General features: G+C 44.0%; 15 protein-coding genes. 4 read left to right on the plus strand and 11 right to left on the minus strand.

Features of this window, described 5'->3' with window-relative positions:
• The first annotated feature begins 186 nt into the window (after positions 1-186).
• On the plus strand, positions 187-1,140 hold the full coding sequence (locus tag V6669_RS18450) for an AraC family transcriptional regulator (RefSeq protein WP_338587451.1): 954 nt from the start codon (positions 187-189) through the stop codon (positions 1,138-1,140).
• A 120-nt stretch (positions 1,141-1,260) separates the two neighbouring features.
• On the opposite strand, the gene V6669_RS18455 is transcribed toward V6669_RS18450, so the two are convergent.
• The 3 genes from V6669_RS18455 to V6669_RS18465 all read right to left on the minus strand — a co-directional run bounded on the left by V6669_RS18455 (position 1,261) and on the right by V6669_RS18465 (position 5,648).
• Positions 1,261-3,375, minus strand: a complete 2,115-nt coding sequence (locus V6669_RS18455; RefSeq protein ID WP_338587452.1) for a CBM35 domain-containing protein — start codon at positions 3,373-3,375, stop codon at positions 1,261-1,263.
• Positions 3,376-3,641: 266 nt separating this feature from the next.
• Positions 3,642-4,445, minus strand: coding sequence for a cupin domain-containing protein (locus V6669_RS18460; protein ID WP_338587454.1), 804 nt, complete (start codon positions 4,443-4,445; stop codon positions 3,642-3,644).
• A 147-nt stretch (positions 4,446-4,592) separates the two neighbouring features.
• Positions 4,593-5,648, minus strand: coding sequence for a leucine-rich repeat domain-containing protein (locus V6669_RS18465; protein ID WP_338587455.1), 1,056 nt, complete (start codon positions 5,646-5,648; stop codon positions 4,593-4,595).
• A 109-nt stretch (positions 5,649-5,757) separates the two neighbouring features.
• Here V6669_RS18465 and V6669_RS18470 point away from each other — a divergent pair, with 109 nt between their 5' ends.
• Positions 5,758-6,069: a hypothetical protein gene (locus V6669_RS18470; protein ID WP_338587456.1), complete on the plus strand. Its 312-nt coding sequence runs from the start codon at positions 5,758-5,760 to the stop codon at positions 6,067-6,069.
• Positions 6,070-6,171: 102 nt separating this feature from the next.
• Here V6669_RS18470 and V6669_RS18475 read toward each other — a convergent pair whose 3' ends face one another.
• From V6669_RS18475 to V6669_RS18505, 7 genes are read right to left on the minus strand one after another with little or no spacing between them, the layout of a single operon-like run.
• Positions 6,172-6,777, minus strand: coding sequence for an SMI1/KNR4 family protein (locus V6669_RS18475; protein ID WP_338587457.1), 606 nt, complete (start codon positions 6,775-6,777; stop codon positions 6,172-6,174).
• A gap of 20 nt (positions 6,778-6,797) precedes the next feature.
• A complete protein-coding gene (locus V6669_RS18480) occupies positions 6,798-7,220 on the minus strand; it encodes a hypothetical protein (RefSeq protein ID WP_338587458.1) in 423 nt (140 codons plus the stop codon).
• A gap of 32 nt (positions 7,221-7,252) precedes the next feature.
• Positions 7,253-8,554 (minus strand): hypothetical protein, encoded by a 1,302-nt coding sequence (locus tag V6669_RS18485; protein ID WP_338587459.1) that lies wholly within the window; start codon positions 8,552-8,554, stop codon positions 7,253-7,255.
• Positions 8,555-8,575: 21 nt separating this feature from the next.
• Positions 8,576-9,310 carry an SMI1/KNR4 family protein gene (locus tag V6669_RS18490; protein ID WP_338587460.1) on the minus strand — a complete coding sequence of 245 codons (735 nt, stop codon included), beginning with the start codon at positions 9,308-9,310 and terminating at the stop codon, positions 8,576-8,578.
• Positions 9,311-9,354: 44 nt separating this feature from the next.
• Complete coding sequence (locus tag V6669_RS18495) at positions 9,355-9,915, minus strand: hypothetical protein (protein WP_338587462.1); 561 nt, start codon at positions 9,913-9,915, stop codon at positions 9,355-9,357.
• Entirely contained in the window at positions 9,912-10,562 is a 651-nt protein-coding gene (locus V6669_RS18500; RefSeq protein WP_249912292.1) for a hypothetical protein, read from the minus strand. Before V6669_RS18500 ends, V6669_RS18495 begins: the two co-directional genes overlap by 4 nt.
• 46 nt (positions 10,563-10,608) lie before the next feature.
• Positions 10,609-11,217, minus strand: a complete 609-nt coding sequence (locus V6669_RS18505) for a hypothetical protein (RefSeq protein ID WP_338587464.1) — start codon at positions 11,215-11,217, stop codon at positions 10,609-10,611.
• Between the two features lie 279 nt (positions 11,218-11,496).
• Between V6669_RS18505 and V6669_RS18510 the strand changes: the two genes are divergently transcribed.
• Both V6669_RS18510 and V6669_RS18515 read left to right on the plus strand, forming a co-directional pair.
• Entirely contained in the window at positions 11,497-12,486 is a 990-nt protein-coding gene (locus V6669_RS18510; RefSeq protein WP_338587466.1) for a multicopper oxidase domain-containing protein, read from the plus strand.
• Between the two features lie 57 nt (positions 12,487-12,543).
• Entirely contained in the window at positions 12,544-13,245 is a 702-nt protein-coding gene (locus V6669_RS18515; RefSeq protein ID WP_338587467.1) for a Crp/Fnr family transcriptional regulator, read from the plus strand.
• Between the two features lie 135 nt (positions 13,246-13,380).
• On the opposite strand, the gene V6669_RS18520 is transcribed toward V6669_RS18515, so the two are convergent.
• Positions 13,381-14,103 (minus strand): ZIP family metal transporter, encoded by a 723-nt coding sequence (locus V6669_RS18520; RefSeq protein WP_133385286.1) that lies wholly within the window; start codon positions 14,101-14,103, stop codon positions 13,381-13,383.
• Between the last annotated feature and the right edge of the window lie 135 nt (positions 14,104-14,238).

Below are 14,238 nucleotides of genomic sequence, written 5' to 3' on the forward strand. Positions count from 1 at the left end.
ACTTAAGATTTCGTAGGAAAGGTATCCATTTCCGACTAAATAATAGATTTACAAAATCAGTTGTAGACGTTTAAAATTGAGCTATAATACCATTCGAGTAATCTATGAATATATTTTAACTTCTTATTGTGTACAAATCCGACTTTTGATATCCAAAACTGACATTTCGATAAGGAGTGATTAGATATGCTAATGAAACCGATATCAAAAATAAGTATTGAGCGACCTCTTGCTTATTTTAAATGCGGACAATTTGTAAGTGATGCAGACTGGAAACACAAAAAAAGGAAGCTTGAGAAAGATTATGAACTCATTATTGGCTTGAAGGAATCGGTATTTCTTCAGGTTGGTGATACGCAGTATGAAATTAAGCACGGGGATGTGCTATTAATTAAGCCTGGTGTGGAATACTTTGGATATGCTGCTTCTAAAGCTGGAGCCAGCTTTTTTTGGTTACATTTCTTCCCCCGACATACTACCATAACCGAATCTGGGGACGAGTTTTTGAATAGTTTGTTTGGTAACGTTATCACAGAGCAGAAGAATGAAATTAATCAATATGTATGTTTGCCAGATTTCTTTTCGCTGCCTTATCTGGATAAACCGATTATATTGATGAAGCAGATTCTTGATACTTCTAACACTTCGTATTACAGTACCTATGCAGTAGATTATCTCGTCACGGAGTTGATGATTGAACTTACGGATAAATATCTGCAGCCCCTTATTCATAATGAACTTTTTCATAAAGAATATAATCAGAAATTTATGCAAATCTTGGAATGGATCCGAGTCAATATTTACCATGATCTTACCGTGCAAAAAGTAGCAGATACTTTTTGTTTTAACGCCGATCATCTCACTCGTTTATTCAAAAAAAATCTTGGGATAAGTACGATCCGTTACATCAATACACTGAAGTTAAACTTAGTTAAAGAGCTGTTGTGTACTACAAATTCTTCGATCAAAGAAATCGCCTATCAGTTACATTTTCGAGATGAGAAATATTTGATGAAACTATTTAAAAATTATGTAGGTATGACACCTACTCAGTTCCGTGATACGTATACCAATACCTATATTAATACGGTCACTGTAGACCCTGATATCCCTATCCCGAAGCATCTGTTAGAAGAATGATCACAATAAAGATAACAACCTTAATTACATATAAACCTTATTCATTATGATAGATAAAAACCTTGTTAGCATTTATTCTTCATCGAATATCGCTAACAAGGTTTTTTCTGTTATATCAGACTATTTAATTTCAATATAATCCAGCTCTGCATACCCCGTGTTACCCTTGCTGATCACAATTGTATTATCTCCCTGCTGCAACGTTACAGGAACCGTTACTATTTTACGTGTACCTGTATTCGGTAAATCAGATATCCAGCCTCCCGTTTTTGAATACGTAACTACAGTTGGCGCTTGATTATTTATCGACACATTTTGAGTAGAATCACCTGCGGTGCCATTACCATAGCCTATCTCCATGTTATATGAACCTGCTTCTGGAGCATATACGGAGAACGTAACCGAACTATCTGGGTGGTCTATATTTCCAACAAAAAGACGATTAGAAGCAAATGAACTACCTCTTACTTTAGCCTTGTTTATTTTAGCCTCTTCTGCTTCAATTCTAACTTTAAAGTCACCTGCGGGTTTTAATTGTATATAATCCAACTCAGCGTAACCGGTTGTTCCCTTAGTAAATTTCAGAATATTCCTACCCGATTTTAAAGAAACATCGGTCTGAATCGTATCGTTATTCCCTTCTGACAACCAACCATTAGTCGTTGGATATTGAAGTGTTGCAGGATCTTGCTCATTTACAGTGAGTTGCTGAGTAGATGAAGTTGCACCTCCATTTGCATATCCAATAGTTACATGATAATCCCCTGTAACAGGAGCATCGACTGTAAATTGAACATAACTATCATTGTAATCTATTTGGCCTACATATGTTCCATTAGAAGCGCTCACATTATTGAATAGATTGGCGGACTGGATCGTCGCATGTTCTGCTTCATATCGGCTAATCGTTGACTGCTCTTCTGGTGTAATGACCAGTCGGTAAGCGTAGGATTCTCTGAGCTTGCTTACAGGCACAGAGATTTGTCCATTCTCTATTGTAAAATTGCCTTCAAATTCAGTTGTTGCTTGATCTACTGCGGTATCGACTCCATACCAAGGCGTACTTTCGAATGTAACATGAGCATTACGAGAGAAATAGGGGAGCACTTCAAATCCTTTGACAACGATATTGCGATTGCCACTCCCTCCACCAAACACAACATTCACTTCTTGCTTGGACTCATCTACACTAGCAATACCATCCAGATCCAAAGCGGCTACATTGGCTGGTGTGGTCATCGCCATCTGACCAGACATATCACCATACCATTTATACATCCACCATGCTCCATTAGGTGATCCCGTATCTGTAACCAGATTACTTAACCGTCCTGGTCGGAACCAAAATGCTATATTCGCTGTATCTACATCCGAACGCTCAAATTCAGCAATATATCGCATCATATTTCCTGGAACGGCCTGCTCATCAACAACACCATATTCATTAATACTGATCGGCAAATGAGCAATCCCTAATTCAGTTTCTATAGCACGGTAAGCCTCTATATGGTTAGAAATATATTGTGGTGCTGGACCATCAATATAATTCCCTTCCGGTGCTCCTAATTCATGCCAAGAGATGATATCAGGTAACACATCATTGTCTCTGGCATACGTCAAGAAGTCTCTAAGCCAGCTTTCATTATATTGGGTGATACTAGGACCTATTATGTTGGTGTTTTTATCTTTTTCTTTAATCCGTAGATATGTTTTTTTCCAACCTTCATTAAATGATCCCGCTGCTTGGGTGTTCCATGTTCCATCTGGTTCATTCCATAACTCATAACCGTAAATGTTCTGGGCTCCTGAGTTTAATCTTGCATCAACGATACGATCTACTTTTTCAAACCAATCCTCCCAGCCCACCCACTGATATGGAAAATTAGGATAAATATCAGGCATACGAATGGTCACTGTTGCGCCATTACGTTCAGCAATCGGTGCTACTTCTAACGCATCACCTATAGGTGTCGTTTCTCCATTAGGCAATTGCCCCCCATTTGGAGCCATTTGCGTAAACATTTTTGGCTTCGTAGGACCAATCAATTGATCCGAGGGTCTGCCTTCTTCGGCTAATCCATACAACGAACCTGAAGCAACATGCGTTACAGGTCTATATTGCGTCGCAAGATCGACTGTAAACTGTGCAGGTACCGCAGCCGAAACAGAAGCAGAGGTAGCTGGAAAAGAAGTAAGTAATAGGGCTGCACTTAATAAAACCGCCAATTTTTTCACTCGTTATCACCTTTTCTTGTTGTATTGGTTAGCATAAATGTCTACAGCTACAAAGAAAGCGTTATCAATAGAATCGGTGGCCACCGGAATTACTTTTAAATAAAAGTTATAACTTATATGATAAGGTTATTAGTTTTCTGTTTATGAGTAAACTTAAGAAAACGTAGGAATAGTGGAAATTACCGACTTATTGAATTCAACTATGTAAATCAAAGAGCTCCCCTGTACATCATGAGCATGACGTACGGGAGAGCTCCTTTTAGATTTTATCCTTGATTGTTCGTATTCACAGGAAGCTCTCTATAATACGGACACCCCGGTTCATGAATAATACGCGGATCAACCCAAGTGCCCCAGTACGGAAGCCGGTTCACGTAAGGTTGCATGTTTGGTTGGTTGTTGGGCTGCATGTTTGGTTGTACATTGGGTTGTGTGTTTGGTTGCATGTTTGGCTGTACATTGGGTTGTACATTAGGCATTACGTAAGGCTGATGATTCACATTTGGAGCACTGTTAGAGGCGGGGGCAGTTGAAGTCTGGCAATCTGCCGGCGGGCCAATAATCACTGTTTTTTGAATGGGAGCAAGCGCTTCTTGAACTTTATTCTCATCCAGACAGTACGTATAAGCCAAAAGTTTTGCAGGTGTAAGACGCAAGGTGTCTGAGCCAAATATTGCCTCAGGAATAGGAGCATCAAAGATTGCGAGTAAGTGCGTATGATCAGCAGTAGCCACTTCATAGTGCCACCAGCCTTGAGGAACGTTAGCCACCTGCCCCGGAGTAATCGGGAAATGAAGCAGCTCGTTGGTAAATGGATTAATGAGGGAAACAACTGCCGAACCGCTGATACAGTATACCAACTCGGTAGCATTCTGATGCGTATGTGGTTCAACCACATTGCCAGTGTTGAGGAAAATATCCAGTAAAGAAGTATTGCCTAGTGTGTTTAACTGGTTGATGGAAAGCGAGTTAATATAGTTGTTCTCATCTTTCTTGAATAACGGGTTATTGCTCAAATCGTAAGTAAATTGGGTGGTTGGTAAAGTGTAATCCATGTATGAGGTTGCCAAAATAAAACGCCTGCCCTTCGCTCTCGGTTTAGGTCATAACCTATATGCCAGCTTATGCCCAGCGCCCAGATACGTGAGCCCATTTCCGCCAAGTTATTAACGATTAGCCAATGAGCCCTGACTCAGACATCCCGAGCAGGGCTCTATTTATTTTATTACATGTTCTTTTTCATTTCCCAGACTTCTTCCCAGTGGGTATGGAATATTCATTAAGTCTACATACCTCAGCCAATGCATTCTTGTGACAACATCCGGAGTTCCCTCAATCAGTGCATTTGTCACCAGTAAAGCACGCAGATTCTTCAGTTTTTCCAACTCCGGAGGGAGTTCACGTATACCAGAATATACGATCTCCAGATACTTCAGCTCACTTAATTCACCAATCTCAGGCGGGATACAATTTAATCCCAACTCAGTTTGTGGTTTGGGCCTCCAACCAGGTACAGATTCAAAAGGGCTGCCACAATAAATTCTTAACTCTTGAAGTTGCTTCAGTTTCCCGATCTCTGCCGGAAGACGCTCCAGATCCAGCGTTGTAATGACCAATCTTTCCAATGAATTCAGTTCGAAAAGACTTGCAGGGAGCGAGTACAGATTCTGCTCAAAAATCGTCAGCTCCTTCAAGTGCTTCAACTCCCGAATTCGTTCGGGAAGCTCACTTAAACCGTGTAAGCTGATATCCAGCTTATCGGTCTGATGCCTGATCGCATCGTCCAGAAGATGATCAATTTCCTTATGACGGTCCAATTCAAAGAACAACCCCGGAATCCGCTCCATAAGTTCACTCGCTTCTTTGTATGTAATCCTCATGCCGTACATATGTTCATGGGCAACAGAGAAAAAATAATCATTTCCGTCTTCTGTTATAAAACAAAGATCGTCCGGCAATGCCGGGTAACACCAATCATGAAAACGATTAGCTTCTTCTTTGAGCACTTGACCCGATTCCAGCGTACAGCGATATGTATAATAGGTGCCTTCGGAATAATAGGCTCCGCTTTTCAGCATCATCTCTTCCATCGTAGCACGTTCCACAAGATAGGGTTTCAATCTCTCTAACACACGAAACACTTCCGGTATCTCGTTCTCTTCGTACCTTTGTCTGTCAACCAGCATAAACCGGTCTGTCTTCTCGATCAATTCGTCAATCAACAGTTCATAGGCAGTTCCTTTTGGATCCGTGTGAAAAGCTACGGCTACCATATGTTTCCCCCTCATGGCTCTATATTCATTAATCTTCAATCTGCTGTATCATCTGAAACCACTGTGGCATAGGCTGATATCATCAATCCAGTTATTGGAGGCTTGTTACATGGCATACGGCCCTGGTTCAGTATCATCCCCGCAACCTGCGGGTTATCCTTACCCTTATTATCCGCCACCCCCACCGTATCCTTACCCTTATCCCTATCCATACCCGCCCATCGTTCCTGTTCCACTACCATATCCAATTGGCGGTCCTTGGTGGCATGGTGGATACCCCGGTGGACACCCTGGTCATTTCCCAGGAGGTGGCTATCCCGGTGGACCTCACGGAGGTGGACCTGGCGGTCCGGGTGGTCCAGGTGGACACGGAGGACCTCCAGGCGGCGGATTTCACGGACATCGTTTCTTCCACTGGTAATCCGTAATCATTAGACTTCTTCAAAGTACTGGTTCAGATCAGATAAAGGAGCTGCTTCGGCAGCTTCTTTATTATTGAAAGAATTGTCTAATCGTGTGGGATTTAATACGTGATCTCATCCATCATCTTCAGATTACGGTTCGACATGCTGAGAAGATCCGTAAAGGTAGGTGTAAGGTAATAAACAAAGTCTGGATCGTGCACGTACATAATAATCTGCCCATACGTGCCTTCCGCCGTTGGATCAAAATCGAGCATCAGATACAGTGAACCTCCCGCAATTGTTGCAAAAGGAATCCATGCTTTATGGAACAGGTATGGCTTGATCTCCGGGTCCAGCTGGCTGATCTCTTCGGCAGAATAATATTCTTCCAGCTTCTCATCTACTTCACAGAAGTATTGTTTGGTCTCTCGAATCTCTTCCAATGACATCAGATAAAATGGGGTGCATCGGCCCTTCTCGGCATCACCTGGGTACAGCACATGCAACCCGTAGCCACTGCCGTCTTTGCCTTGGTAAAAGGTACGAAAATCGCCAGGCAGCCGGACGCCATAATCCTTTTCGAATAGATCCAGACTTTCCTCGGATGCACCTTCCCGATGTTGATATTCTTCAAACAATTGCCGAATCTCGTGATCCTGTATTTTCTCATCTAACAAGTGATTCAGCTCGTCCATTAGCACGTTTAACGATACATTCGGCTCCAATCTCACCACACCTCCCTATCTCAGCCCTTCTCTTCTTGTAGATATTGATGATATTCCCAAAACGCTTCTTCCTCTCCGCCACCTTCAATCAGAATCATGACTGCGTAAGATAACAAATTAAGCCATTGTTCCATCAACGCCACCTGTTCGTCCGAGATGAGGTTGTTGCTGCGAAGCATACCCTCAGGTTCAACGGCCCAGGCACGTGCCATATGAGTAATTCCCCATAGACATGCCATGACTTCCCGATCCAGTGAAGGCCGTGCAAGTTCTGGTGCCAGAACCCGCAGTATCTCCATCAACTCATGAAAATTCTCCTCAATTAAATGTCCTCGAAAGGGCCGCAGACTGCCAATAAAACCGTTCTCCATCTTGGGATGACTCAGATCATCATAGGAAAAGGAATGACATTTTAATAACATTACTGCCTCTTCACGTTCCATTCCTTCACCCCTAACTAGGTCAAAATGCTAACTCACCAGCGCAGAGGCTCTTCTCCACGCCACAACACATATCGCTCCAGCTCACGAAGAGTGCCTGTACCGATCCCGTACTCGTCCATCTCTTTGGAACGAAGATCGAGCACATGCAGCATGCCACCATACGTGCCAACTGCAAGTTTGGACTGTTCCGGCGATACGGCGAGAGAATAGATGGTACTTCCTACAAAATGACGCCATACTTCCTCACCCTCGCCATTCACACAATACAGATAACCATATGCATCCCCAAGCACCATGCCTGCCTCTATTTCCACCGCTGCATACACTCGTGCATTCTCATCCATGACCGGCCAATCTTCCTTCGTTTCGTTACCTGCGATTGATTCCAGCGGAACCTGTATCGTGACTCCGTTATAGAAATGACATGCGTTAAACCAGACGGTCTGGTTATTACTGGTGAATGCCGCATAATGAGGGTAGCTCGATTCTGGATAGAGAGAGTATGTTTTGTTCAGCTGGCGGTCCATCACCATATGATTGCTCCCTTGGCTACCAAATGCAATCCATCGACCATCCCGAGATACCGCTGCATGTCCCATGTCTAACTGTGTATCCTCTAGCTCATATTCTTCGATCTCTGCCAGATCGGGATGAAGCAAGGTCACCTGAGCTTGCGTTACAAGATATATCCCGTATCGTGAATGGATGAGTAGTGCTCTGCCTTCATCCATAGGTATAAGTCCTTCAAGTGTCCGTTCGGGATGCTCACAGTCCGCAAGTGATTCAATCCGAGGTAAGGACGACTGTACCCGGGCTTGAATATCTTCCCAACGATATGTCGCTATCTCTTGTCCTTCCAACCTGCGATCTGGCTGACGAATAACACGAATCCCATCCGGTCCTGCAAGCGCATAGTCCAAACCGTCTGATGAGCAACCAGCAAAAGTATACGGAGAAATCAACTGCCACCCCTGCTGATCCATCGTATATATCTGACTATTCTCCGTGAAAATCCCCGTATGACATACAACCGTTTCCTCGTTCAGATAACCTACAACTTTGACAGCCTGCATGGAAGCCTGAAATGCCTCGCTCAATGGCCACGTCGCTGCTGGCAACTCACGTCGGAGCATCTCCAAGTCACCGTGGAGATTGGCCTGTCTCACCATATGGAATACTTCAGTACTCATACCGCTTCTGGAATCTTCCTTCAGCTCGGATTCATCTGGTTGCTCTCCCTCCATGCCTTTCCGTACAAATGCATTGACATCCCTTGCATAACGCCTGCCTTCATTGCGCCATTGTTCCGCGATGTCTTCCTTTAACCAACTCATCTGTTCCCCTCCACTCTGCCTCTATTCATATGCCGTACAATGATGTGCCTGCAAGAACAAACTGATTTCGTTATCCGTCGCCTCCTCTGCACCATTCTTTTCTTCATAGAAAAGGGCAACTTCTCTCCCGGTTGCATAGTTAAATCGTAAATATCCTCCCATCGACACCATGAACATCTTGCACATGTACTCATTCTCCAACACAGCATCCCACTTAAATTCTGTTTTGCATGTATCGGCGAGTTCCTTCATGGAGCTTCCCTGTTCTGTTCCTGAAAAATGGTAAAACGTATGTTTCCGCAACTCATTCCACGGCTCAAAGTAAAGTGGCGTTATTGGTTTATCCTGATGGTAATACCCACAATAGATCCGGTCCAGCGTTTCGCCAAATTCAGTCTCCGTGCATGTCCATAAGGTGATATTCTCATCATGACGCGGTAGCCACAACAGCCCCTCAACTTCCGGATGAACAGCAAGGAAATCTCCATCTACAGAACTGCCGATGGAGATGCACTGCTCAAGTTGCTGCTGACTTATAGGCGAATCGTCCGTATGTATCCAAAAATCATATTCCACAAAAGGCTTCAACACTTCCGGGTCCGGTCTCTGAACATTCATCCAGCCCGTGTATGTACCCTCTCCGTATTGTTCAATCCAGGTCCGGTATGACAAAGGTAGCGAGATGGCGTGCTGTTGTTCAAAGTGATCCAGTTCCTCTGCTGGAACCGGCTTAAGTACACGGGATACAATATACATTTTTCGACATCTCCCATCTCAGTTTGGTTCATTCGTATACAGATCTAAGCCAGTTCTTCCTGTACAATTTCAGTCCATACTCCTTTACGATTCAGAATGCGAATGGCAAAGGCATCATATCCATCACGCTTGACCTGATCAAAATGCATGCGCTCTCCCGTAATCAGTTCATACGTACCATGCTCATTTACATCTTCGCCAAACTCATCATCCCAAGGCACATTGTAGTAGGCCGTCAACTCTACCTCAAAGATATCCTCTCCTTCAACATCCAGATAAGGGCGAAGTGGTCTGTTATGTAGGGCTTCTTCCGAATAGGTCTCACATAACATGGCATCATATCCGTGCTTGGCGGCATCAATGAGCAGGTAGCGTTCACCCGTGACGGTATGCTCCGCATATACAAGAAGCGGTGTCGAATCATGCCAGGTAATCAGATCATCTTCCGTCAAGTCACCATAATAAAAAATATGGAATTTATCATGTCCGTCACTCGATTGAAGTTTGCCTTTCCACTCTACTTCATCGGGTTTAATGTCCTCTTCCTTCCTAATTAATCCTTCCAGATAAGCAGGTCCGTGCTGTACACCATACGCATTCATCATCTCGCCTCCGATTTGTTCATTCGAATGGTAACCACTTTGTGTTCCTCATCCACCGTCAGTTTCACATCAATGTTAAGCTTGTCGCGAAATAACGCCGTAATATTGATATACGGATCGCGGGCAGCTTCGCTACTACCGCCACTATTACGGCTCATTCCCTGATGAATGATGGACTTCACCAATTCGTTATCCGCTTTGCCGGTATTATCGTAGGTGTAGATCACCTGCCCATCCTGATCATACAGATTTAAGACCGTTGTAAAATCATTGGCGTTCTCATACTTTCTTTCAGTCTGCACATAGTTGTGATCCGTATGTTGATAGTTTACAGTACCAGCCAGATACGGATTGTCCCCGCCGGGCTTCACTTCATACTCCCGATAGGCCAGATTAAACAGGTATTGGAGATGACTCATGTCAATCCGGTAATAAAACTGACGGTTCTCCTCTTGTTTATCCATCGCTGCAAAACTGTTAATAAGCGGCCAGGCTTCATAGGACTTCCCATTCACATCAACGGCGAGAGCATAGTCAGATAAGACTGTCTGTTTTTGAAATATGCCATAAGTCTGTAAAATAAAATAAGCTGGAATCATCAACATACCCAGAATGATTGCAAAAATACTAAGTTTAACTCGTAGTTTCATGTCTTCTCTCCCTTGCAGCTTTAATGCGTCATCTTCGCTTTCAGTCTCATCCAGTCTTGTGCTGAAGCTTCGACAGTGTACGCACAACCATATCCCTGTTCTTCGCATTCTTAATATAAGCCGGAATACTATGTGAAGCTGTTTTTAAAGGCATATTCCCAGGTTTCTCACGCAGATCTGCGGAAACATAAGCAATGAGATAATTCAGGTGCTCCCGATTCACAGCCCATATGATTTTTGATCTGAACTCATCCAGGAAGTATAGCTCCAACCCGAATACAGGATCTTTCCCTGCACGAATCTCGGAAAAACACCTTCCGTATGTCGATTTGGCATGTAATTCAACCTGATTAACAGCACCACAATGCGGACATTCCACATGCGTTGATCGGTGAGACGTCTTCTTCTCGTCTGTGACTTCCACGTTAAACCAACGTTCACATACAGCGCAATTCCCCTTGGCTTTATATTGATATACTGGTTCTTCAAAAGCTTGAGCGTAACATTCGTAACACTTCCAACCCAGTTGACCATTCCGTTGATCAATCGAAGCATGCCCACTGCATTTGGGACATTTCACATCAATCCGCTCTCCCCGTCGAAGAACCGAATAGAAACTATACTTATACGCACCTTCATCTTCGAAACGTTTCATCCTGTATCCACCTTTCTTCTGAAACTACGACACACCCCGCGTCAAAATACTCAACATTTACCAATCCATCTCTCTAAAATTATATGAAACTCCGTTCCTCAGCACAACAATTGAAGACAGATTGTTGGAAATGCCTCTAATACGACATACCCAAGTGTGTGCCTCATCACACCCGTTCCTGCCTCTATAACGTAATCTATACCTAAATAACTACTGAAATGAAAGAAAACCTGCTTTTTAGATTGTGAAAAACATCACTTGAGTAAAGGTTGTGCAACTATGTTCTCCTTACTGAATGTATATAAATGGTCAATCGTATTCGTTATATTCACAGCAACTCTCTCTCACTGTAGTTCAACCGATACGGTTAAACCTGTTCACCACGATGAAGTCTCCCTCTCTGCGGTCAGTCAACCCCCGGTGGACCCAATCATTCGCAGAGAAGGTACCACGGTATATATTGAAATGACGGCCCAGGTTACAGATGTTGAAATCTCCGAAGGTGTAATCTACAATGCTTGGACATTTAATGGTACCGTTCCCGGACCCGTCCTACGAGTAACCGAGGGAGATACCTTGGTGTTCACGTTAAAAAATAAAGATTCCAGCCTGTCTCACTCCATGGATTTTCACGCCGTACATGCTGCTCCCAGCAGCAAATTTATTGATGTTATGCCAGGCGAGGAAGGCAAATTCACCTATCCAACCTCCTCCCCCGGTGTATTTATGTATCACTGTGGAACCAAACCGGTTCTTGCCCATATCGCAAACGGGATGTACGGCATGATTATTGTGGAACCCAAGGCAGGATACCCTTCCGATCACTTGGTTGATCGTGAGTATACCCTTGTTCAGAGTGAATGGTACAAAGAACATGATTATGAAGCTTTTTTGAACGGGGAACCGGATTATGTCGTATTTAACGGTAATGATTATGGATTAGTAAAACATCCCCTGTTAGCCAAAGTAGGAGATACGGTGCGGATCTATGTCAGTAATGCCGGCCCCAATGAAGTCTCATCCTTCCACGTTGTGGGTACCATTATGGACCGTGTGTATACCGATGGGAATCCACGCAACATTCAGTATGGAATACAGACGGTTATGCTTCCCGCAAGTGGTGGCGCTGTCGTAGAGTTCACCGTGACCGAAGAAGGTGATTATGCGATTGTAACGCATCAGTTCAACCATGTAGCCAAAGGCGCTGCCGCTGTTCTGCGTGTGACCAAGGATGGTACGGATCATGGTGGAACTGCCATGTCTCACTGACACATGACAATAGATAACGGTTATATCCATTCCGAACAATTTCGAGGTGATGAAACGATGATTTGTGAGCACGAAGCGAAGGATGCCTGTTTCTCCAAAGTATCTCTGTTCCAGCATCTAGATCCATCCGAAGCTGCATTACTGACCTCCCTTTTGCATACCCGCAAATATAACAAAGGTGAAGTTGTCGTCCAGGAGGGCGAACGCTCAGATACGCTTTACGTGGTTCATCAGGGATGTGTGAAGTTATCCAAATACAATGAAAGTGGCAAGGAACATATTATGCGGTTTCTGTTTCCCGGAGACTTCTTCGGACAAGATTCTCTGTTACACCAAAAACCACATGCTGCAAACGCTGAAGTTCTGGAGCCTTCGGCCATCTGCTCCATCAACAAACATGACTTTGACCAGTTACTTGAACATGATCCAAAGCTTGCTTATCATTTCCTGCTTGCCATTTCCAATCTTCTCCGTGAAACCGATGAATGGAACAGCTCGCTTAGTGCGATGACAACGGAACAGAAGATTGCCAAGCTGCTTTTGTTCTTCCATACGCGGAATCATGCAAAACATGAGATCCGCTTGCCTGTTTTCAAAAAAGATATGGCTCTATTGCTTGGTATCACACCAGAGACGCTTAGTCGTAAACTCGCCATGATGCAAACTCAGGGACTTCTTCAGGTTACAGGGAACTGCATTCTTATTCTTCAATTGGAACAGCTTAGGGAAAGAATGGAACCGCCTGTCCGAAGCCAATGAATTAGGTAAGAAAACTTGCGAATGCTGAGGAAGCTGTTTTGGCAAAAAAAGAGTATCCGATCAGAAACCACTCTGTTCGGATACTTTTTTATATAAATTCAACTCAGCGATCGGAAGCTTATTCTGTCATAGTCGCTACAGATCCAACAACAGCGACACAAGCAATCCCATGGATGCAATCAAACCCACTACAGGTCCACCTTCTTCAAATGCCTCCGGCATCATCGTTGAGCAGATCATCGCAATGATTCCACCACCTGCAAATGCACCAATCGCTGCACCCATCTCCTCTGGAAGCTGTTCCAGAAACAGATATCCACCCAGTGCTGCAAGCGCGGAGATCAACAGTACACTCAGCCACATTAATATGATTTTGCCACGACTGTACTTGCCCTGTAGTCCAACCGTACTGGACAGACCTTCAGGAATGTTACTGACAAAGATCGATACTACCAGAACCACACTGACACCGTTTCCGGCCAGCAAGCTGGCTCCAAGCATGATAGATTCCGGGATAGCATCCATTACCGTGCCTGCAAAGATCCCAAGCCCGCTTTGATTCGAGTCTCCCGACTTTGCCGAACGTTTACGCCCCGCTCCTCCCTTTGCAGAAACGAGCAGGTCAAACAGGGTATACACGACGGCACCCGCCGTAAATCCAATAGCTGTAGGTATAATTCCTCCATCATTCAGCGCATCTCCGAGAAGTTCAAAGGTCGCTGCACCAATTAATGTTCCTGTCCCAAAAGCCATAATCCAACCAATGACTCGTTTGGGAATCTTCAGAAACAATGCTGCGAGTGCGCCAATGACTACCGCTGAGGCAGAGATGCCGCCCCACATGAATGCAGTCCACATCCGGGCCGACCCCTCTCTTGTTCAATCATATTCTATCATTCCATTAACCCTGGTTGAGCAATCAAAAACAGTGATGTGGCTTTACGGTGATCTATATCACCTGATGTGTTCAAAAATCACGCTATGATACAATGA

It is taken from the genome of Paenibacillus sp. Y5S-9 (assembly GCF_036894235.1).
GTDB lineage: Bacteria > Bacillota > Bacilli > Paenibacillales > Paenibacillaceae > Paenibacillus.